The organism is Enterococcus sp. AZ140, assembly GCF_051714405.1.
Classification (GTDB): domain Bacteria; phylum Bacillota; class Bacilli; order Lactobacillales; family Enterococcaceae; genus Enterococcus_B; species Enterococcus_B pernyi.
The window spans coordinates 708,740-729,676 of record NZ_JBIORU010000001.1 but is presented as its reverse complement, the minus strand read 5'-3'; the positions used below and the strand labels follow the sequence as shown (position 1 = coordinate 729,676).

General features: G+C 37.8%; 16 protein-coding genes. 4 read left to right on the top strand and 12 right to left on the bottom strand.

The features are described 5' to 3' along the window. Nucleotides 1-366 precede the first annotated feature (366 nt). Nucleotides 367-1,875 carry an ABC transporter permease gene (locus IGJ39_RS03440; RefSeq protein ID WP_019724022.1) on the top strand — a complete coding sequence of 503 codons (1,509 nt, stop codon included), beginning with the start codon at nucleotides 367-369 and terminating at the stop codon, nucleotides 1,873-1,875. A 12-nt stretch (nucleotides 1,876-1,887) separates the two neighbouring features. Continuing rightward, the gene (locus IGJ39_RS03435) at nucleotides 1,888-2,553 is read left to right on the top strand and encodes an ABC transporter ATP-binding protein (RefSeq protein ID WP_010736117.1); all 666 of its coding nucleotides are present in this window, start codon (nucleotides 1,888-1,890) and stop codon (nucleotides 2,551-2,553) included. A gap of 61 nt (nucleotides 2,554-2,614) precedes the next feature. Here IGJ39_RS03435 and IGJ39_RS03430 read toward each other — a convergent pair whose 3' ends face one another. The 12 genes from IGJ39_RS03430 to IGJ39_RS03375 form a co-directional block, all read right to left on the bottom strand. Further along, on the bottom strand, nucleotides 2,615-2,836 hold the full coding sequence (locus IGJ39_RS03430; RefSeq protein ID WP_010736118.1) for a CsbD family protein: 222 nt from the start codon (nucleotides 2,834-2,836) through the stop codon (nucleotides 2,615-2,617). 90 nt (nucleotides 2,837-2,926) lie between these two features. Next, a complete protein-coding gene (gene iadA / locus IGJ39_RS03425) occupies nucleotides 2,927-4,117 on the bottom strand; it encodes a beta-aspartyl-peptidase (protein ID WP_195339050.1) in 1,191 nt (396 codons plus the stop codon). 203 nt (nucleotides 4,118-4,320) lie between these two features. Then, nucleotides 4,321-6,060, bottom strand: a complete 1,740-nt coding sequence (gene yfcC, locus IGJ39_RS03420) for a putative basic amino acid antiporter YfcC (protein ID WP_019722929.1) — start codon at nucleotides 6,058-6,060, stop codon at nucleotides 4,321-4,323. Nucleotides 6,061-6,581: 521 nt separating this feature from the next. Beyond that, nucleotides 6,582-7,187, bottom strand: a complete 606-nt coding sequence (locus IGJ39_RS03415; protein ID WP_010736121.1) for an SIS domain-containing protein — start codon at nucleotides 7,185-7,187, stop codon at nucleotides 6,582-6,584. Nucleotides 7,188-7,697: 510 nt separating this feature from the next. Beyond that, a complete protein-coding gene (locus IGJ39_RS03410) occupies nucleotides 7,698-8,072 on the bottom strand; it encodes a hypothetical protein (protein WP_010736122.1) in 375 nt (124 codons plus the stop codon). A gap of 63 nt (nucleotides 8,073-8,135) precedes the next feature. After that, nucleotides 8,136-9,017: a UTP--glucose-1-phosphate uridylyltransferase GalU gene (galU, locus tag IGJ39_RS03405; protein ID WP_019722928.1), complete on the bottom strand. Its 882-nt coding sequence runs from the start codon at nucleotides 9,015-9,017 to the stop codon at nucleotides 8,136-8,138. A gap of 30 nt (nucleotides 9,018-9,047) precedes the next feature. Continuing rightward, nucleotides 9,048-10,061, bottom strand: coding sequence for an NAD(P)H-dependent glycerol-3-phosphate dehydrogenase (locus IGJ39_RS03400; RefSeq protein WP_019722927.1), 1,014 nt, complete (start codon nucleotides 10,059-10,061; stop codon nucleotides 9,048-9,050). A gap of 474 nt (nucleotides 10,062-10,535) precedes the next feature. Next, a complete protein-coding gene (locus tag IGJ39_RS03395) occupies nucleotides 10,536-12,014 on the bottom strand; it encodes a helix-turn-helix domain-containing protein (protein WP_019722926.1) in 1,479 nt (492 codons plus the stop codon). 163 nt (nucleotides 12,015-12,177) lie between these two features. Continuing rightward, nucleotides 12,178-13,227 (bottom strand): DUF916 and DUF3324 domain-containing protein, encoded by a 1,050-nt coding sequence (locus tag IGJ39_RS03390; RefSeq protein ID WP_019722925.1) that lies wholly within the window; start codon nucleotides 13,225-13,227, stop codon nucleotides 12,178-12,180. A gap of 30 nt (nucleotides 13,228-13,257) precedes the next feature. After that, nucleotides 13,258-13,887, bottom strand: a complete 630-nt coding sequence (locus tag IGJ39_RS03385; RefSeq protein WP_019722924.1) for a WxL domain-containing protein — start codon at nucleotides 13,885-13,887, stop codon at nucleotides 13,258-13,260. A gap of 262 nt (nucleotides 13,888-14,149) precedes the next feature. Beyond that, the gene (locus IGJ39_RS03380) at nucleotides 14,150-16,159 is read right to left on the bottom strand and encodes a pectate lyase-like adhesive domain-containing protein (RefSeq protein WP_195339052.1); all 2,010 of its coding nucleotides are present in this window, start codon (nucleotides 16,157-16,159) and stop codon (nucleotides 14,150-14,152) included. A gap of 600 nt (nucleotides 16,160-16,759) precedes the next feature. Next, nucleotides 16,760-18,496, bottom strand: coding sequence for a fibronectin type III domain-containing protein (locus IGJ39_RS03375; RefSeq protein WP_019722922.1), 1,737 nt, complete (start codon nucleotides 18,494-18,496; stop codon nucleotides 16,760-16,762). Nucleotides 18,497-18,707: 211 nt separating this feature from the next. Here IGJ39_RS03375 and IGJ39_RS03370 point away from each other — a divergent pair, with 211 nt between their 5' ends. Next, nucleotides 18,708-19,649 (top strand): helix-turn-helix domain-containing protein, encoded by a 942-nt coding sequence (locus IGJ39_RS03370; RefSeq protein ID WP_019722921.1) that lies wholly within the window; start codon nucleotides 18,708-18,710, stop codon nucleotides 19,647-19,649. 612 nt (nucleotides 19,650-20,261) lie between these two features. Then, nucleotides 20,262-20,903: a lytic polysaccharide monooxygenase auxiliary activity family 9 protein gene (locus tag IGJ39_RS03365; protein WP_019722919.1), complete on the top strand. Its 642-nt coding sequence runs from the start codon at nucleotides 20,262-20,264 to the stop codon at nucleotides 20,901-20,903. Nucleotides 20,904-20,937: the final 34 nt, after the last annotated feature.

Genomic DNA, 20,937 nt, shown 5'->3' with positions numbered 1-20,937 from the left:
TAATCAAATCCATCTTAATCTTACAGGCGTTTAGGATCTTTTTTTGACACAAAAAAATCGGGATTGCTTCAGTTGCTCGATCAACTGCTCCACATCATTATACAACAAATCAAACAAATCGCTAGCATGTACGATTGTTTCTGTCTTCATGTTTTTCCCAGACCATTTTTTCTTCTTTTGTTTTAGAAGATACTTCGTCTATTTTAACATAAATTACTCAATAACTATAGAATGTTTTTCATTTCCTGCTCCATTTGATCTGTTTTTAGCTTTCAACTGTTTGTATTCGTGACCGCTTTTTAAGGTAGGCTTAAGCTACTCCCTTTATTCTACTTTTTGTACTCATTTCGAAAGGAGATCGAACCAATGAATTTTTTCAAACGAGCATTAAAAAGTACAAAAGTAAAATGGGGGCGTTCTTTACTATTATTAGCTGTTTTTACAGCAATCCTTGTCTTCGTTCTTGCTGGACTAACCATACGTAGTGCGGCACAAGAAGCAGCAGAGCAAGCTCAAAAAGATGTCGGTGCGACGGTCACTTTAAGTGCAAATCGTGAAGCGGCTTTTCAAAAACAAACAGAGGCAACTGATACTGAATCCGGTGGACGACCAGATCCTGGAAGTTTCTCCCTCACACCTGTTTCAGTCAGCGATGCAGAAAAGATCGCAGCACTAGATAATGTAGCAAGTTTTTCCTTCGAAAGCTCTGCATCAGCTTTAGCAAATAGCGGGATCACTGCCATTTCAAGCTCTGATACCTCAGAAACATCCGAAGAAACTGATACTGCAACTGATGCTGCACCAAACGGTGAAAACATGGGTGGAGCTATGGGAGGTGGCAAACCCCAAATGATCCAAGCAGATTTTCAAATCAGCGGGGTATCCAATACAGCCCAAACCAGTGGCTTTACAGATGGCACAGCTAAAATCATCGAAGGAGAAGGAATCACTGATAGCGACAAAGATACGAACAATGTTGTGATCGACTCTACTTTAGCTAGCGCGAATGACTTATCCGTAGGGGATACTTTCATAATTACTAGCACGGAAGATGAAGAAACGACTTATGAAATGACGATCAAAGGAATCTATGAGTCAAGTGAAACAAGTAGTAGCATGGGAATGAATTTCAATTTCATGAATCCAGCGAACACTTTGTATACTTATTATACGTTTGCCAATACATTGAATGGCTCGACAGAAGATGACACAATCGATTCTGCGGTTTATACGCTGACCGATCCTAATAAAATGACAGACTTTATCAATGAAGCAGAAAACCTGATCGATACTTCAACGTTCAGTCTTCAATCAAACGATACCATGTTCCAAGCAATGCTTGAACCACTTAACAACGTGGCCAGTTTTTCACAAAATGTCGTTTTACTCGTTGCGGTTGCTGGAATCATTATTTTGACTTTGATCATCATGATCACGATTCGTGAGCGTCGCCATGAACTAGGGGTATTGCTTTCATTAGGTGAATCCAGAAGCAAAATCGTCCTTCAATTGTTTGCAGAAGTGGCCATATGTATGATCGTCGCGTTAGGTGTGGCTTCATTCAGTGGAAATGTCGTTGCAAATGCTGTCGGTCAACAGTTGCTTGATCAACAAACTGAAACGTCAACCGACTCACCTGCCGAGCAACAAGGAGAGCAGATGCCTGGTGGTGGCAATCGTGGACCTGGCGGACAATCAGGTGGAACTAGTAATCCATTTACCGTTTCGGAGCAAGTAAGCGACCTTGAAATCACTGTTCAACCAGCTCAACTTGGCCTACTAGCAGCTGTTGCATTTGGGATCAGCTTACTCTCAGTTTTTCTAGCCTCCATCGGCATACTACGATTAAATCCACGAAAAATTTTATTAAACTAAAGGAGGAATTGGATGTTACGTACAGAAAACTTGGGCTTCTGGTATCAGAATCCAACAGAAGCACTTTATAAAGATGTGAATCTATCCTTTGAAAAAGGAAAAATGTACGCCATATTAGGGGCTAGTGGTTCAGGAAAGACGACCTTTCTTTCGTTGATTTCAGGACTTGATACACCAAAAGAAGGGACTGTTTATTATGAAGAGCGAGCTTTAGCTAAAATAGGCCTACGGAATTATCGCAAAAATGATGTATCCATTATTTTTCAAGCGTACAACTTATTGCCTTACCTTTCCGCTCTTGATAACGTCATTACCGCCATGGAAATTTCAAATACTCCTCAAAAAGAGTATCGCCAAGTAGCACTTGATCGCTTGGCACGCGTTGGGATAAATGAAACACTTGCAAAACAACAAGTCACTAAATTATCTGGGGGACAACAACAACGCGTAGCGATCGTCCGAGCGATTTGTTGCGAACATCAGTTGATCATTGCGGATGAACCAACAGGAAACCTTGATGAAACGACTTCACAAGAAATCGTTCAACTCTTCCAAGAAATCGCCCATGAGCAAGATCGCTGTATCATCATTGTGACACACGAACTAGAAGTGGCTAAAAAATGTGATGAAGTTTTTGAATTAAAAAATAAAACATTCGCGTCCATTGCCATTGGATAACCGCTAAAAAAGCGTCCACCTTATTGGTAGGACGCTTTTTTTTTAAGAATTTACAAGTCGACTATTTATGGTCTTTTTTTGAAAATTTTTCTTTTACATCTTCAAAGCCTTCTTTGATTTCATCGCCGATATTACGAGCTTTACTCTTGATATCCGCACCTACAGATTGGGCTTTACCTTCTGTTTCTTTACTTCTATCGCCTGTTGCTTTTCCATAGGCTTCTTTGCCTTCGCCTGCAACTTTGTCTTTCAAATCTTTAGAGCGTCCTTCTAAATCTGCCATGATATTTCCTCCTCTAAAATTTGTCTTTGTAACTACTTTTAGAGTAACACCAATTATAAAAACAAACAAACAGTATGCTTATTGTGTTATTTAGTTGTTAAGAATTTGCTCAAATGTTCCCCAAACTTTCACTTGTTTTTCTTGGACCATGATGGTGCCATTAGCGATCACCGTATCGATTTCTAAGGTTTCTTTATCAAGTAGACAAAGATCTGCATCTTTACCAACAGCGATTCTTCCCTTTTGGTCCAGTTTAAGGACTCTTGCAGGATTGGACGTCACAGCTCGTAAGGCAATTTCTAAAGGAATGTCTTCTTTTTGAACGGCTTCTTTGATGCCCACCAGTAAGGATTTCGCACTACCGACGCCCATACCGATAAAATGGTTCTCTTGGTCAAAATATGGGAGACTACCTTGTCCATCGGAGGTCAAGGTGAAGTTATCAAGAGAGACTTGTGCTTCCAATAACTGCTTCAATGCTTTACTGAAACGAACTTCACCATCGGTCTTTTCCCAAAAATCAGGATCTTCACTTGCAGTGAAATCGATCGTTCCACCTTTTTTCGCAAATTCGATACATGCAGCTAATAATTCAGCTGTCCGATTCGCATGCGTCGGATAAAACTGAGTAATAGGGATTTCTGTTTCTTCAACCACACGATTCAATAGTTCCAATTTTCGACTTCCACCACCTAAATGGACATTCACGATCCCTGCTTTACCTGATAACATGCCCCCAACACGAGCATCCGCCACTGCCCGAGCAAACTCATCGAATGTTGGCTGAGAAGAGCGATGATCAGAGACAGCGATTTCTCCGATCCCAATGATCTTATCAATGGTAAGAAAATCTTTGATCAGTGCATCAGTCACCGTTTTGACCGGCAACCGATAAGAACCAACATAAACATACGTAGTCAATCCTTCTGCCTCTAGCCCTCTTGCTTTACTGATCAAAGCAGTCATATCTCGACCCTCGCCATCTGTCCCGATACAACCTACGACTGTTGTCACTCCTGCTGTCGTTAATTGACTAAGTGTGACTTCTGGCGTGCGATTATGATAGCCACCTTCGCCGCCACCACCTAAAATATGGAAATGGGCATCAATAAAACCTGGAGTCAAGAGTTTTCCTTCTCCTGAAATTTCTTCCACGATCAATTCTTCGTAACCGCCGGATAGTTGATCTTCCAAGGCAACGATCTTATCTCCTGCCACTAATACGTCCTTCTTACCAAGATATTCTGGTGCATAGACATCGATTTGTCGAATGAGTTTCATATCTGATCTTCCCCTTTATAAAATAGTCTGTACCTTTTAGAACACTCAAAAGGTTGTTGAATAAGCAATCCATCGCTCTTTCGGAAATAAGCGAGAAAATCCAAAAATATGAAGATACTTTCGGGTTTTCTCGCTTACTGTCTCAGAGTTACGTATCGTTTAGCATAACTTCTTTGATTGCTATAAATCAGTTCTTATTTGTTTTATTGAAGTCCGATCGCGATTGCAATCATAATGAAGATCGTTCCTAAAACAAAGAAGAATCCTTGCATTTTGATTTGGAATCGTGCCCATTTTGCCCATTCGATCCGTGCCACACCTAAGACACCAATCAAGCTAGCAGAAACCGGCGTGAACGCATCCATGAATCCTGAACCTAATTGATAAGCTAATACAGCCACTTGACGAGAGACACCTACTAAATCAGCCAATGGTGCCATGATTGGCATCGTCAATGCCGCTTGTCCAGAATTTGAAGTGACGACTAAGTTGAACAAACTTTGGAATACGTACATCGCCCATGCGCCGATCACTGCCGGCACACCAGTCAGTGCTGTTCCAATACCATGTAAAATCGTATTAAGCGCAGAAGGTACAGAAGCATCTGATCCACCTAATACAAGTAAGATTCCTTTTGCCATCCCTACAACGATCGCTGTTCCAGCTAGATCTGCTGCTCCAGATTGGAAAGAAGAGGCAATATCATTGACCGTCATACCGTCCAATTTGAATAAAACAGCAATGATCCCTGCAACGAGTCCCATAACAAAAAATTGAGAGGCGATTTCTGGGATATAATAGCCTTTTTGCGTGACTCCCCAAACGATCCAAACTAAAACGATCAACATTTCGCCTAAAATCAATTTATGGCCTAGTGTAAATGGTTTTTGTTCATCGGATGTTTTCTTCAAGTGGTTACGGAAGTATTCATCAGATTTATACGTTAATGAACTTTCCGGATTCTTCCGAACTTTTTCGCCATAGATCATTAAGTAACCAGCCGATAACGCAGTCACGACGACCCACATGATCAATCGGAAGGTGGCGCCTGATAAGACTGGAATACCTGCGATCCCTTGAGCAACGGCGACACTGAACGGACTCATCCATGACGTGGCATTCCCGACTTGTGACGCCACATAGGTGACTGTGACGGCGACGATTGAATCATAGCCTAAGGCAATCACAAAAGGTACCATGACCATTGAGAATGGAATGACTTCTTCAGCCATACCGAACGTTGCGCCTCCAAATGAAAAAGCAAAGAATAAGAGCGGTAAAGCTAAACGTTCTAGACCACGTGTCTTATTGATAAAAGCATAAATACCTGCATCGATGGCACCCGTTCGCATAATGATCCCGAATGCACCACCCACGACTAAAATAAGTGCAGCAATCCCGACTGCTGAACCATATTTATCACCTGATACTAGACCTTCAAAAACGAAGTTTAAAAAGCCGAAACCACCGAAATCGTCGGTCCCCCATAGTTTTGCTGTTTTATGCAATTTCTTTGAGGTGTCATAGATGTCTTCACCATATTCATCGTATAAAACATCATCTGTCAGTGAGATTTCATCTAGTTTCTCCTGGGTCAAGTTTTTCTCACCAGCTGCCAAGACTTCTTCTAATCCTTCTTCAGGAACAGCTAGCTTTTCTCTTTCCTTTGGATCATTTTGTAATTCTTCCAGTTGATCAAATACAAAAGCCTTATCTAATTCATAAGCATAACGAAACGAATCTTGGCGTAATACTGTTCTGGTACTGGTTTCTCCATTTGCATCTTTGTATTCTATATCTTGCGTACTGAATCTCCCAGCTGGTACGATAAATGTTAATAACCAGGCAAGTACAACTACACCAAAAATAATGACATACGTATGCGGTGTCGTCATTTTGGTAAAGTCTCGTTTTTTCTTTACTGAAGAATTTTTTCTCTTCAAAACTCGTTCTTCCTTTCTTGCTACGTTTTTGTCAATAATGAATAAGCAAATAGATTATACAGTAAAATGTTCTATACCACATGAATAAACAATTAAAAAAATCTATTGATTTTAGTTATCCTCAAGACACATTTTAATAAAAACACTGGTTTCAAAGCCATAGTACCTATAAAAATGGATTAAAATTCTTTTTTTATTTTTACAATGTCGCTATTTCCGACTATTTATTTTCATTTCTAATTACGTATAAACAAAGATTTTTTAGTGATTAACAAATATTTATACATTTTATTCCTCGCTCCTTTCCTATTTGAACCGATGTTTTTGATTGAATTTCTGCCTCTCTCTTCCTCTCTTTTTATTTTCATTAGGTATCTTCATTGCAATATTCATAACAAATGTACTATAATTGGAGTGTAAAGAGTTTTGGGGAAGACTCTTTCATCAACGTGTATAAAGAGACAAGAAAGAATCTTCATGATTCTTTCTTGTCTCTTTTTCGGCCTCTTAACCTTCTCGCTTTAGTGACTCTCCAACAAATAATACACTGAAAAATAAACGATCTGCTGTAATAGGATTAAGGTGGCTAAGGAAGCCGCACCACATATAGCTGGCTCAAACTTAGGAACCGTAAGGACGGCATCATCTATCGTTGCATAGTTATCTAATACTAGATCTGCATATTCATATAAGCGCAAACCACTACTATGTCTTGACTTGATACTTCGGGATAAGTCAAATCCGGTGATCACGATCAATAGATACCCTTGTTCTTTGACCCATTCCGCCAGTTCAATGATTGCAGGATTTCTACCTTCATTTGATAAGAAAAGAAAAATATCTTCGGGTTGCGCATTGATTTGTTCAATGATTGCTTGGCCAGTTCCTTCCAGCGACTCATAAATCCCCGCTGCGGGATGTTCAATCAACTGAGTTGGCAAGATTTTTGGACATTGTTGCCAAAATTCATAGGCAGTACCTTGTAAGGTACGGCTAGCAAAAATATGTAAACATCCTCCTCGATGAATCTGTGTAGCAATCCAACGACCTGCTTGTTCCATCAAGGGTTCCTCGATCCTTAATTTTTGTTCAAGTTTTTGACAATAATCAAAATAGGGTAAGCTCATTCTTTTCTCCTCTTCTTCTGCTATTTCAGAATAGAGACAACTATCAAAAAGAAAAATACAAAAAGATGAGACGAAGCAATTGCTCAGTCTCATCTTTACCTTAACCACTTATTCATTACAATCAAGCAAAAGATCTGATGTAGCAGCATCTTGATGTTCTTCGGCTTCAGTGTAAAAGATAGGAACGATGTATCGCTAAAAGCAAGTCTTTAGAAAGGATTAAACAAACTTCTCGCTTGAATATACATCTGTTTTGACATAGTAAATAAACTGCCCCGCTTCCTCCGCTTTTTAGATTCATAAGGTAGAAAATCTTCCTTAAATCAGGTACAATAAATGCGGTCGGTGCGCTGCATCGACTATGGCAAAATGATCGGTCAGGGTGTATACGTGTGACTGGTCATTCCTTGATAGTTAGTTGCCGCTAACTATCAAGGAGCCTTTTTTTTTAGTTATTTCTATCTGCATCTATTGTAAGGAAAGTGCGAAACAAGTGCAAGTATCAAAATATCAGCGGTCAGATCTTGTCCGTCTTTCTGACACATCCTTTGAGCGGTTCGGAGAAGCCGCATGTTTGCCTTTTTTGACGACATGAAATCTTTTGAGTAGATACGGGATATAGGCAAAAAGGTACAGCAAAAGAAAAGCTGCCGCAAAAAGAAATGCCTGTTGATCTCCCCACAAAAGAACGATGATCAAACTACCGATCGCCACTGTTGCTAAGTACCAAATAAAAATCAAAAAGGTTTCTTTTATTCTGACCATATAAAACATCGTAAACAAACTAATAAATAATACTGGCAGTAAAAACAGCCAATTATTTCCCTCCATCAACCATTTCAATCCATCAAGAAACGTTTGTGCAATGTTGATTAGAATCCCCATGTAAGCAATACACCTCATTTACTATTCTTTTCTCAAGATTTTATTTCTCTAATTGTTAAGTTTTTAGTCCAGAGAATGACTTAGATCAATGAGGTATTGTTTCAGCTGCTCGCTGATTTCAGGATGACCTAAACCGTATTCGATACTTGTTTTTAGATAACCAAATTTATCACCGACATCATATCTAGAGCCTTTGAATTCTCTCGCATATACGGGTTGCTTTTTATTTAATTCATCAATGGCATCCGTCAATTGAACCTCATTTCCAGCTCCAGGTTTTTGTGTTTCTAATAATTCAAAAATTTCTGGTGTCAATAAGTAGCGTCCAATAATCGCTAAATCACTCGGAGCTTGTTCAGGTGTTGGTTTTTCGACGAATCGTTTCACTTCGTACAAGCCTTCAGATTCTTTTGTTTCTGGATCGATGATCCCATATTTTGACGTGTCTTCATGAGGAACTTTCATGACTGCTACAGTCGAACCTTTTGTTTTCTCGTAATCTAAGATCAATTGTTTTGTCAGTGGAATCTCATCTTCCATCAAATCGTCCCCAAGCATAACGATGAATGGTTCATCTCCAACAAAAGTTTTCGCTTGTAATACCGCATGACCTAGTCCTAAAGGATGGGACTGACGGATAAAGTGGAGATTGACATTCGTTGTTTCTTCGACTAATTTTAGCAAGTCGATTTTATTTTTTTCTTGTAGATTCAATTCTAATTCGATATTCGAATCAAAATGGTCTTCAATCGGTCGTTTTTCTTTTCCGGTAACGATCAAAATATCTTCGATCCCCGAAGCTAAAGCTTCCTCTACGATAAATTGGATCGTTGGTTTATCAACGATCGGCAACATTTCTTTTGCCATTGCCTTTGTAGCAGGTAAAAAACGTGTACCTAGACCTGCTGCAGGAATGACTGCTTTTCTTACGATTTTATTCTCCATATGCGTATTTATATACTCCATTCTGTTGATTTACTGAAATTCGTTTTCCATCTTGCCATCACGCAACATGATTTCTTTTGCTGCTTGTTTGATATCCTTCCCTTGATAAAGGACCTGATAGATTGTTTGAGTGATGGGCATCTCTACACCTAGTTGCTCAGCAAGTTCAACCGCCGCTTTTGTTGTCGATACACCCTCCACGATCATCCCCATATTCTCTAGGATTTGGTCTAATTTCTGTCCTTCACCTAACATATGACCCGCGCGCCAATTTCGTGAATGGACACTGGTACAAGTGACGATCAGATCACCAACACCGCTCAATCCAATAAAGGTCAAAGGGTTCGCGCCCATTGCTACACCGAGACGACTGATTTCAGCTAATCCTCTTGTCATGATCGCCGCTTTCGCATTGTCACCAAAACCAAGACCGTGGATCGCGCCGGCACCGATTGCAATGATATTCTTCAATGCTGCACCTGTTTCCACACCGATCACATCATTATTTGTATAGATTCGGAAATAATCATTCATAAATAATTCTTGCACATAAGTAGCTGCTTTTTGATCAACACTTGCAGCAGTGATCGTTGTGATATCGTGGACTGCCACTTCCTCTGCATGACTAGGTCCCGACAAAACAACGATGGATTGACGTTTTTCTTCTGGGATTTCTTCAGCAATCACTTCTGAGATCCGCTTATGCGTGTCTTGTTCTAATCCTTTACTTGCATGGATGATCACTGGTTTTGTCGTTAAATGTTGTAGCAATTCTTGTGCTACAGCACGGATTGCTTTCGTCGGTACGACAAATAATACTGCATCTACCTCTTTGACAGCTTCAGCCAATTCTGTGTAACCGATGATCGATTCTGGTAAATGTAATTCAGGTAAATAGTGTTTATTCGTATGATACGTATTGATTTCTGTGATTTGTTCTGGAACATTCCCCCAGATACGGACGTCATGTCCATTTTCTGCTAAGGTTTGAGCTAAAGCAGTTCCCCAAGAGCCAGGGCCTAATACTGCAATTTTTTGTTTCATGGAAATTCCTCCAAAATTCATAGTTAGTTTCTATTATAGTATAGATTAACAAAATACTGGACTTATTTTCATTGTTTTTAGCTTTTGTTTAAGAAGAGGTCGGGATAGAAGTGTTTCGAAGTGGCTACTTTTGTTTTCCTCCTTTATTCAGTTTAGGTGGTATGAGAGGTCAAATGCCGCAGAAACATTTTATTCAACCATTTTCTTTCTTGATCTACCTTAAATAGAAATTATAATGTTGCAATACCATACAAGATGTTTTTTTGGTCTATTCCAATGATATAGTCTATTTATCAACAGTCGAACTAAAGGAGGTGCATCTTATGTGGTCAGTTACTCCACCAATGTAAGTGCAAGTTTCAAGAATAGACAAAATCCTCAAGAATAAAAAAACGAAAATCGTCGTTCACCAAGCGATTTTCGTTTTTGTATTTATTTTTCTAAAAATCAGCTGCCTCTGCCCATCTCTTCTATTTATCGTAATTCTTTCTCGATGATTTTTTTATACATAGCAATATCATAACCAAATAATTCTTTCCTTATGTTAAACAATTCACAAAAATCAAAATTAAAGGATACCCTCATTTTGAAGCAATCAATTTGGGATAGTTTCTCATGGCTGATATTATATAAAATCACGTCACGTTTATTATAGTTGCTGGGAATGGTTTCCGGATTGAATTGTTGAATGTCCAGGGTGTTTCCAAATTCTTGTTCTAACATTTCCTGTGCCCATAAGAAGTCCGTACAAACACCTGTCAGTAAAAAGACTCTTTTTTCATTTTTACTCCGATAGGTCAAAAAATAAATTTTTGTTGCTAAATACCGAAAATGATCATCTGAAAATGCTAGGTTCAATCCTGAAAAATCATTCCAGTCCATAAAGATCCGCTTGATTTTCTCAAAGAAAGCTTGAGGAATCTCTGCCATATCTGTCCCTTCCACAACATGTTCTTCAGGAATCAGCTGTTGAAAATTAAAATGACATTTCCGCAAAAACATCAAAGTTAGTACTTCGATGGTTCGTTGATTATTAGAAAAGTTAGGAATATTACGTTCCATCTTGTCGATCAGATACTCATACTTGATCACTGGGAATTCTTTAGTAAAAGCGATATAGCATTGATAATTCTTTTCATGTGCATTTATTTCATAAAAATTTTGGTTTAAAAAATTGAATACGATCGTACAATAGTTTAAATTTCGTTCATCTGGGCTTAAAAACATTTGTTTCAAAAAATCGACAAGACGATCTTCTATCTGATGATAAATAGGTGTGCATTTATACATCTCTAACTTTTTTATATCTAGATTGTCTTTTAACTTCATTTTTCGATCAAACATCAGTTGAAGTAAAATCTGTGCGTATTCTTTTGAGAAATCTGAAAATAAACATTTTTGTTCTTTTTCGATTTGTTGAAACAAATGATTTATTTTGTACTGACTTGTTTTTGACACCTTAACTACTTGAATACCGCTCTTCATTTGAAAAAGTGCAATTAAAAACCGTAAGCGATACTCATCTTCTACCTTCTTATCATTGAGGTCGATGCCATAAGAGGCGACATAGGACATCACCTCTTTTTTTAGTTGATATGCTTTGGAGGAAGAGATAAATTCTTGCTTGGCAAAACCTAGGGGATTCGAAAAATCGGTTTTAAAGAAATACATACACGCTTTGATAAATGGTGAATATTGATAGACTTTCTTCATATACGTTCGTTTATTTCGTTTATACTTGTTTCTGATCAAATACCCTGTTGGATTTGATTCAATCAACGGATCAGTCTCATCGAATTGTAGATTGATTGCTTTTATGTCTCCTTTTATCGTTGAAACAGAAACATTCAATTGTTGAGACATCTCCAGCGAAGTCAAACTTGATTTTTCCCATAATAGATTAATAATAGTTACTTTTCGAAAAATTTCTTTCTCTAAATATTTTCTAAACACTATTACTCCCCCACCCACCTTTTAAATTAAATGGATAATATCATTAAAAAAATAAGTTGAAGTAAAAGTTTCATAAAATTTAAAAAAATTTATTTTTTTGTAAAAAAAGAGGAAGAACGCGGCATCACTTCTGTTCTCCCCCTTTTACTTATTATAAACTAGCTTAGCTCTTCTCTTGTTCAACTAACTTCCTTTTGATTTTACCTATATAAATACACAGACCTAGAATAATCACTAATAAGACACACCCAGTTATCATCATCCATTTGTACTTTGCAAAAAAACTAGGCTGACTTTTTATCAATATATCTGTTTGGTTTAATTTTTTGCTTATATTGTTTTTTACTGTGAATTTCCTTGTTAACTTCCAGTGATGTTCCCCCTCATCCGCTTCAAATGTCGCAACATACACTCCCGGTAATAATGCTTTACCGTCTAATGGTATCCTATAGTTCAATATCGTATTTGGAGCAATCGAGCCTTCCAGCTGGCTTGCTTGATATATAACTTCTTGATCATCTTCTTTCGTAATGATTGCTTTGAGGTTGGTTAGCCGAATTAATTTGGGTTTTGGATTTTGGATTTTCTCTGTAAAAACATTTCGCGTATTCACTTGTCCTGCTTGCGCATCTAAAAGTTTTAATGTTGAAGGAATTTGCTCCGGATCACTTGATTGTAAAACTAACCCGATTTCTCTTGCAAAATTATTTTGAATATTGCCTTCTTTGTTTGCTTCATTATTCTGGACTACCCGGATCGCTCCAATGGTAATCCCAGATAATTCTTTTTCAGGCATCTTGATTTTCACTTGTAATTCATGCGTTTGCTTTGGAGAAATTTTGATTTTATTTTCTGAGATTTTCACTAGATCTTCTATATTGACTTGCGCGTTATTGGCTAACCCCTTGACCGATTTATCATACTCAATGACCCCGATACTGTTCGTATTTCCTTGATATAAAGTTGTGTCTAGCATGATCGTCTGATCCGAGATATTTTCGATTTTAAGATGCAACGTCTGTTCTTGTTTTGGTACCATTTGTAAATCAAAATAGGAGACCTGTTTATTTATTTGATTGTCCGGCAATTGCGTAGACACCAAAAATGGAATATTCTGAGAAGCTGAGTTTTCATCACTAAACACAGGTACGTCACATAAATGAGACAAAACAAGTAAAAATAAAAACATGGCTATATTTTTTTTGATTTTCACAGGACACTTCCTTTCTGTCAAGGGCAGTTCTTACAATGTATCAGAAAACGTCCAAGTCAATTGTGCCTGATAGGTATCCGCTTCTTTTTTTGCTGCAGCAGGAATACTTAATTTGTATTGATTGATTGGCAATGTTGAAATTCCTAATCCCTCTCCTGGACTCGCTTTGAATACTTCCACATCCACATCTGGAGTAATCACATAGTCTTGAGTATTTATTACACCGCCTGTAGGTAGATCGCCACCAATATTTGTCACATTTCCTGTATTGATCGATAATTCTGCCCCTGCTAACTCAGATTGATTGACTGAGGACTTAAACTGGGCAATTTGTTTTACTTTTAGTTTCCAACCTTTTGTTAGATCACCACGATTATCTGTGACTTGGATATCCGTAGTTGTTGGGTTAGATGCCTGATCACCATCTACTGTAGCGATTTGTTCGATGGATTGATCATATTTGATATTAGCAGTACCAAAATTCAGATTGGTTGGTAACTTGTTGGTTGCTAGGTTCAAATCTTCTCCATTTCCACCAGTTGGTGCTTGTAAAGTCACTGTACCATCGGTTGTTGTATCGGCATTCACCGATGTTATCCCTAAACTTGCTCCTACTAAGATACTCATACCTGCCATGACAAATTTTTTTGTGATTACCATTATCTTATGCTCCTTTTCATTGTATAAAATATTTTATAGCTAGCCGACTTTGTTGCCACTTCAATTGTGATCAGTCTGCACGTCGTTCCTTTTCGCTTTCAGAAATGATCCATTGTGAGCTATCTCTATCAACGATTGGCACAACGTTCTATGAATGCGCGCACAACTTAATCCTGATTCTTTTTTCGATCTCTCGTTTTCTGACTCCTCAGATTGAACACTCTTATGCTATCATTATCCATCGTCCGTTAGAGACTTATGGCTAGGGCGTTTCTGAAAGTGTCCAAGTGATTTTTGCCTGATAAGAATCAGCTATTTTCGGACTGTCACTTGGCAACTCCAACTTAAACTCAGTGAGTGGCAAAACGATCTGTCCCCGACTATTCCCTTTATCCACTCGAAATACTTCTTTTTCTTGCCCAACAGGAATATCAATTGTTTGATTACTTCCAGTACTTATCACTGCTCCCCCACTACTATTAGTTGCTGTCCCTGTTTCAAATTGGATGATTGACCCTGTTAATTGAAAGCCACTACTTATTCCAGTCAACACATGGTCCTGAGTGACTTTTACTTTATAGCCGTCTCCATTGTTACTTCGTTTGTCAGTGATATCGATTTTCCCTGTGGCATTTGTAGCAATCAATTGATTGTTTGTATATTGGATTGCGACATGGCCAAAATCAAGTATGGATGGATAGATTGATTGATCATTGAAAAGGTTCTCCTCAACCGTCACATTCATACTTTCCGATTTATGCTTATAGGTATAGGTGAGAACATACTGTCCTTCTTCTTCTGTCAATTTTTGTGGATCAATATCAATCATATTCGCGCCTTCGATTTTTTGTGCAGTGACACTGACGTTTGTCTCGAAAAATGAAAGAGATGAATTGCTGCTACTATCTGATTCGATGATACAATCTAATCCATCATATTCATTCCATGTATCTTTGGCATAGATCGTTGGTAAGGAATGAAGCTGAATATCAAATACATTGACTGTCGCCACAGACTCCGCATCATCACAAATAAAAGTAATTTGATAGGTCCCTATTTCCTCTCCATCCGCTTCGCCTTGAATCGTGACATCATTGATGGTTTGTGGCTGCCCTAGCGCATTTGTTGCACTCACAAAGTTATATGGTGGTATCCAAACTTCACCCAATAATAGATCGATATCCTTGGTAATTACTTGTGCTTTACTCGTGAATGGACCACTAGCTATTTTTCTTACATTTTTAGACTGGAAATATTTTGGAAACATGGGATTATTGGACGTCACATTCAAGGTATTTTGTGCAATATCAATCGAAGTTAAATTAAAACTTGTCGTAATTGGTCCGGTATAGCCGATATCGGGAAGTGGATCTGTGCCATTTAGCTTCCAAGTACCTATCCCACTATTTGAAGCGATCGTGAATGGTGCACTGCTATAATATGAACCTAAAGCACAGCCTCTGGAATTAGCAATCGAAAAATTACTAGTCGCTGCGATTGATAGCGATTGACCGATCGCAATAGTTGCTGTTGGATTATTTGATTGTGCGGTAAAAGTTGTATGATCTTCTATGTTCAAGACAGTGCTGCTGTTATTACCTACTACTGGATAGCTGTTACTCGTATTAGTGAATGCTACATTTGCTCCATTTCGTATATTTAATTCTTTTACTTCACACACTTCTTGCGTATCTGATGAGGCTGTAATATTCTCATACAAATTCGCTGTCCCATAAGGCAGATAAATGAATTGTTGTCCAGAAGATGTAACATTTGTATAGTTGATCGTGACTCCTGGGAATTCGGACCAGAAAAAAGAATATGGATGTTGATTGATTAGTGTGACATCAGAAATAGAGCAAGTCGTATACGCTAATGCAACGCCAATCAGTTGAAGATTAATATCAATCGTATGGTCATTGCCATAAATATTTTTTGGCGAATTGATATTAAAAGATGCCGTTAACTTGATATCTCCAGTTAAATAAATGTCTGTAATAGTGCTGTCCAATAAAGCGGTTCGAAAATCATTGAAGTTATCCACACTAGCTATGCCTGACGCTACTGTAGGAACAGTTAAAACGGACTGGAAATCACTTTGCGCAGTACTATTGGATGGTTCACTTATTTCTTCTGAAGAACCTATTTCCTTTGTCGTGGTACTTTCACTCGGCGCATTTTCACTACTGTCAGTTGTCGAATCAGCAGACGCATGATACGGTAGACTGATGGCTACTTTATAAAAAGAAAAAACGATACTTACTATACACATAACTACCTTTATTTTTTTTGCCAGCTTCATCTTTATCATCCTAAAAAACATCCCTTTTTTGTACAACTAGATAATTTGATCCCACCAATAGTATCAGGTTGATCATTCTTCCTTTCATGGTTCCCTGCTCAGGTGGATCATGGTTTTTCCATCAAAAACTCAGCTTGAAAACAACCATTTACCTTATATTTATTTCTCATATATCAACCTCCTTTACCAAGTGGTCACCAATCTATGTCTGTATTATGCTTGATAAATTATGGAAAAAAATCCATAGATCTACCCTTCTCAGTGTAAAAATTTAATAAGCATTTTACCTGTACGTTATGATTTCAATTCATTCATGTTACTTGATAAAATAAAAAAAGCCCTCTAAAAAGAGGACTTGGAATTTTTATAATAGTTGTTATAATATATGTTTTTTTCATGTTCTGTTATACAAACATAAATAAATAATTGAATTTTTATCATGCGTTTGCCCAATTGCTAAGATTCTCGTTATACATGCACGAAAATCTTAACAATACTGAGCAAATCACTTATTCGTTGATTGATTCAGCATCAACGATTGCTTCATTAATAAAAACGGGTATGGATCGATTAACCAATCAATTCCCAAGGTCCCCATTGTTCAGTTCCAGGCTCATTGCCTCGTGTCCACCATTTTGCACGATATGTGTTTCCTTTGTGTGTCACGATATCACCTAAATCATAAATTGTATCTGCATCCCATGCTTCTGCTGATGGTGCATCCGCCGTTGTTACAACTAAAGCTTTGCTTTCTTCTGAAATGTTGCCCGCTTCGTCAAATGCTTTTACTGTATAAGAATACTCCGTATTAGCTGTTAATCCTGCGTCACTAAATGTATTTGTTTCTGTTTCTCCTACTTGCTCACCATCACGGTAAACATAGTAACCTACTACACCCACGTTATCTGTTGATTGTGTCCATGATAAAGAAACACTCTTGTCACTAATTGATGAAGCCGTAATGTTCAATGGTACTGATGGAGCTTCTAAGTCTGCTGGTGGCTCTTCTAATGTAGAGATCACTAATGCTTTACTTTCTTCTGAAACGTTACCAGCGGCATCAAATGCTTTCACTGTATAAGTGTATTCTGTGCTGGCAGTCAATTTTGTGTCTGTATAAGCATTGTTTGTTGCTCTGCCAATTTGTTCGCCATCACGATAAATGTAATAACCTGCTACGCCACGATCATCTGTTGATTTTGTCCATGATAAAGCAACAGTTGAATGTGTTGCTGTGCCTGCTAGATTTGTTGGTTGTGATGGTTTTTCTGTATCAGGTGTTTTTTCTTGGAATAGATCTTGATAAGACTTCGCAAATGATTCATTGTACTCGACACCAGCTGAGTTTCTTCCTTCATCCCAGTTGATACTCCAAGTCATCAAACCTTTTAATGGTGTTTGATCTTTTTCCATTTGTTCGAATACATCGTAAACTTTTGATGGTTCTTTTACAAAACCATTTGCTGCTGCATCCACGTTTGCTGGAATACCTAAAGCTAAACGATTCGCTGGAATTTGGATAAACCCACCGCTTCCTTCGTTGAAAGCTTTTGAAATTCCATATAAGAATTCAAATTTTTTGCTGTCATTATTTTGAGCGATCCATTCAGTTCCAACACTGATACCGTCACCTGCTTGGTTGTATAACTGTGGTGCAATAAAATCATATTCTTGTTCTAAAGCAGTAATGTATGGTACATATTTACCTTGTGTTCTTAAGTACGGAAACTCTGGCGCCATAGAGATAATAAAATGTTTTTGTTCTTTCTCAAAATGCGCACGGACAATCTTCAAAGCATCTGGAATCACTGTTTTATTGTCGCCTGCATCTACTGCGGTTTGTTCTAAATCGATATCTAAGCCATCAAATCCATAAACTTCAACCAAACGGATGATTTCATCGGCAAAGGCTTGTTCTTCCCCTTTATGTAATTCAATATGTGAATCTGCACCACCAAGTGAAATAATGACCACACGATTTTCAGCATTCAAAGTGGCTACTTTTTGTCTAAATTCAGCATCTGACATATTGTAAGGTTTGAATGTTGGGATACCTTCACCTTTCATGAATGACACAGCAATCACATTATAAAAAGGATTTACTTTTGCCAAATCAGTATCTGCCGGACGACCACCTTGGTAACCAGCACCTTGTTCAGGCACCCAATTATGATAATAACCTACTGAAACTTGGCGATTTGAGATATCTGGCATCGTATCTGCTGCGTCTGCTGCAAACACATCTGTTCCGCCTCCAATCAAACAACCTAAAAGACCAACTGAGAATAATAAACTTTTCTTATTCATTTTTTCCCTCCTAAATTTGTATTACAGAACAGATTAAAACATATCTTATCCTTCAAAATTTTTTTTGTTTGGTATTGCAACAAAATAACTTTCCAAACAAAAAAATCGCACTTTTTTAACAAAAGGGCGCATATATGAAAACATAACATCCACATAACTACATTATGCTATTATAGCCATGTACAAAAAACAGCTTCTGGAGGAAATGAACATGACAGAACATGCTGCTCTAATTCGAAAATTAAGAAAAGATCGTGGATTGACACAAGAACAACTAACTTCAGGTATCTCACAAAGAGGAACCTTAGCAGCTTTCGAATCACGTGGAACAAAAATCGGCTTTGAACTAATAGTAAACTACCTTGATCGGATGAATATCACACTTGAAGAATATCAGTTTTTATTGAATAGTAATTCGTTGTCTAATAAACAAAAATTAACGAATTATTTAATCACTTCAAAAACCATTACATCTGCTCAAGAACAAGAATTGCTCAACGAATTTGAAAAAACAGGAAACATTTATTATCGTTTGATCTATGCCCAAAGAAAATTGATTTCAAATTATCTGTATAGTAGTTCTTTTACCGCATCAATGAAAGAAGAAATCAGTGTTATAAAGAAGTATCTTGAAAAGATTGATACATGGGGGCACTTTGAATTGACTATTTTTTCGAATTGTTTATTTATTTTTGATGATGAATATATTGCCTATTCGTTCCAAAATAGTGTCACAAAGATGAAAGCCTACATAGATAATACCTATTATTCTGAGCTTCTTTCTAACTTTATTTTGAACGGCGTACGTCTTTCTTTTAACCGTGAATCAACCACATTACGCAAATTATTTCTAGCCCAATTAAAAAAAATCGCGACAACACACAAACAAACACTCGATCTTGCACATTATAAAGTGTTTACTGCTTTAGATAAACTAGCTGATGGACAAAAAACAGCTTTAAAAGAAGTAGAAACGGGTATTGCGTTTTTTGAATGGTTAGATCTTTCTACGAGTAAAGACTACATGATCAATCTAAAAGAAAAATTTTGCGCTGAAGTATGTGATTTTTCGCACAATGATCACCACACAAAAGTCGTTGTCAAAAGTACGTGCGATCGCCTCTCTCCACAACGCCAAGTGAATACTGCCTAAAATAACCGTGTATCTCCTCACTCCCAATGAGAAGATACACGGTTTTTAAGTCTCTCTATTTATTCTCGGTTGATTCGATAGGTTCCACTGGAATGGCGTACTTGATACGAAAGTTTCTAAACAGTTCATTGCACATTTCGTAGTCAGACGATGATCGATCAAAGAACTATCAGAAATGCAACGCATTAAAGAAATGCGTCTTCGTGTATTCCTTTCAGGGACACCGATTACTAAAGTCAACAAACCCTGACCAGTCATATGGACCACCTACAAGGGCGCACCAGCCTACTGCCTGTGTAGGTGCCTAACGTTGCTTCCTTGATTTTCTGATTCGTTCTCTACATTTCCTCTCAATAAATTCTTTTGTTATTTGTTTTATCCCCATGTCTCCCCTTTCTATACTGTGCAAACGCGACTCCTTCAGTGGCAGTTCTTTCTCCAGCGAACATTTGCGTTTCACCTAAAAAATGACTAAATAGTATAATTTCTAATAACACTCGCGATGAACGAAATTTTTTTGTTGCAATAACATACATAATTTTCAGATTAAAAATATATCAGTTATGATAACAATCGTACATTACATAAAGTAAAAATATCGGAGGAATTATTATGAAAAAGAGTACGTTAATTGGTTTAGGATTCATTTTAGCAGGTATCGGAGCAAGCACGCTTACTTCTGTTGATGTTGCTGCTCATGGTTACGTTTCTGAACCAGCAAGTCGTGGCTACCAGGGAAGCCTTGACAAAAATACAAACTGGAATGCTGCATTCAAAAAATACGGAGCTGTTATCAATGAGCCACAATCTCTTGAAGCACCAAAAGGATTCCCAGCTGCTGGACCTGAAGATGGTCAAATCGCTTCTGCAAATGGTGCGGTAGGTGATTTCTTATTGGATCAACAAACAGCCTCATTGTGGACAAAACAACAATTGACAGCTGGTGCAAATGATTTTACTTGGACATTCACTGCCAACCATGCAACAACGAAATGGCATTACTACATGACAAAAGCCGGTTGGGATCAAAATGATGCGTTGACAAGAGACGACTTGGAATTCATTGGTGAAGTAGGCAATGATGGACAACTAGCTTCTACTAATCCGACACATTCGATCAACATTCCCAATGACCGTTTAGGTTATCATGTGATCTTAGCTGTTTGGGATGTCGCTGATACTAAAAATGGGTTCTATAATGTCATTGATGTCGATGTTAAAGGTAAAACAGTTTTAGCTGACTTACAAAAATAAAAAATTATTAATGACCGAAAGAGACCGAGGCAGG

Coding starts and splice junctions, on each gene's coding strand:
- IGJ39_RS03365 (WP_019722919.1), top strand. CDS start 20,262: ATGAAAAAGAGTACGTTAATTGGTTTAGGATTCATTTTAGCAGGTATC.
- galU (WP_019722928.1), bottom strand. CDS start 9,017: ATGGAGAATAAAATCGTAAGAAAAGCAGTCATTCCTGCAGCAGGTCTA.
- IGJ39_RS03375 (WP_019722922.1), bottom strand. CDS start 18,496: ATGAATAAGAAAAGTTTATTATTCTCAGTTGGTCTTTTAGGTTGTTTG.
- IGJ39_RS03435 (WP_010736117.1), top strand. CDS start 1,888: ATGTTACGTACAGAAAACTTGGGCTTCTGGTATCAGAATCCAACAGAA.
- IGJ39_RS03380 (WP_195339052.1), bottom strand. CDS start 16,159: ATGTGTATAGTAAGTATCGTTTTTTCTTTTTATAAAGTAGCCATCAGT.
- IGJ39_RS03385 (WP_019722924.1), bottom strand. CDS start 13,887: ATGGTAATCACAAAAAAATTTGTCATGGCAGGTATGAGTATCTTAGTA.
- iadA (WP_195339050.1), bottom strand. CDS start 4,117: ATGAAACTCATTCGACAAATCGATGTCTATGCACCAGAATATCTTGGT.
- IGJ39_RS03415 (WP_010736121.1), bottom strand. CDS start 7,187: ATGAGCTTACCCTATTTTGATTATTGTCAAAAACTTGAACAAAAATTA.
- IGJ39_RS03370 (WP_019722921.1), top strand. CDS start 18,708: ATGACAGAACATGCTGCTCTAATTCGAAAATTAAGAAAAGATCGTGGA.
- IGJ39_RS03410 (WP_010736122.1), bottom strand. CDS start 8,072: ATGGGGATTCTAATCAACATTGCACAAACGTTTCTTGATGGATTGAAA.
- IGJ39_RS03440 (WP_019724022.1), top strand. CDS start 367: ATGAATTTTTTCAAACGAGCATTAAAAAGTACAAAAGTAAAATGGGGG.
- IGJ39_RS03400 (WP_019722927.1), bottom strand. CDS start 10,061: ATGAAACAAAAAATTGCAGTATTAGGCCCTGGCTCTTGGGGAACTGCT.
- IGJ39_RS03430 (WP_010736118.1), bottom strand. CDS start 2,836: ATGGCAGATTTAGAAGGACGCTCTAAAGATTTGAAAGACAAAGTTGCA.